A 471-nucleotide genomic window follows, 5' to 3' on the forward strand; every position below is an offset into this window, starting at 1 on the left:
TCGTCGCGGCGCCGCTGGCGATCGCCGGCATGGTCGCCGGGGTGTCGTTCTGGCGCGGCCGGCACGGCCAGGGCCCGCTGCCCACGCGGGTGCTCCTGCTGCTGCTGTTCGCCGGCACCCTCCTGGTGGTCGTCCCCGCGGCGGGGTTGCTCGCCGGTCGGTGATCGACCCGGCCGGGGGCCCGCTAGCGTCGTGGGCGTGACCAGCGCACCCGACCAGCAGCCCCTCGACCTCGCCCTCGTGGGCGGCGGCAAGATCGGGGAGGCCCTGATCTCGGGGCTGGCCCGCCGGCCCGGTGCGGCCGGGGGCATCGTCGTGGTCGAGCGCAGCCCCGAGCGGGCCGCCCAGCTGGTCGAGCGCTACGGCGTGCGCTCGCTCGACCTGGCCGAGGCGGCCGCGGCCTGCCGTGTGCTGCTGGTGGCGGTCAAGCCCCAGGACGTCGACGCCCTGCTGACCACGCTGGCCCCGCAC

1 protein-coding gene is annotated in these 471 nt (G+C 77.7%); it reads left to right on the forward strand.

All coding sequences use genetic code 11. From position 1 onward, the window contains the following. Positions 1-198: 198 nt before the first annotated feature. Positions 199-471: NAD(P)-binding domain-containing protein (locus M3677_RS18535; RefSeq protein WP_251161139.1), on the forward strand; the 273-nt coding region annotated here is incomplete at its 3' end.

Origin of the sequence: Curtobacterium sp. P97 (genome assembly GCF_023712445.1) — a bacterium.
In the GTDB taxonomy this organism is placed as follows: domain Bacteria; phylum Actinomycetota; class Actinomycetes; order Actinomycetales; family Microbacteriaceae; genus Curtobacterium.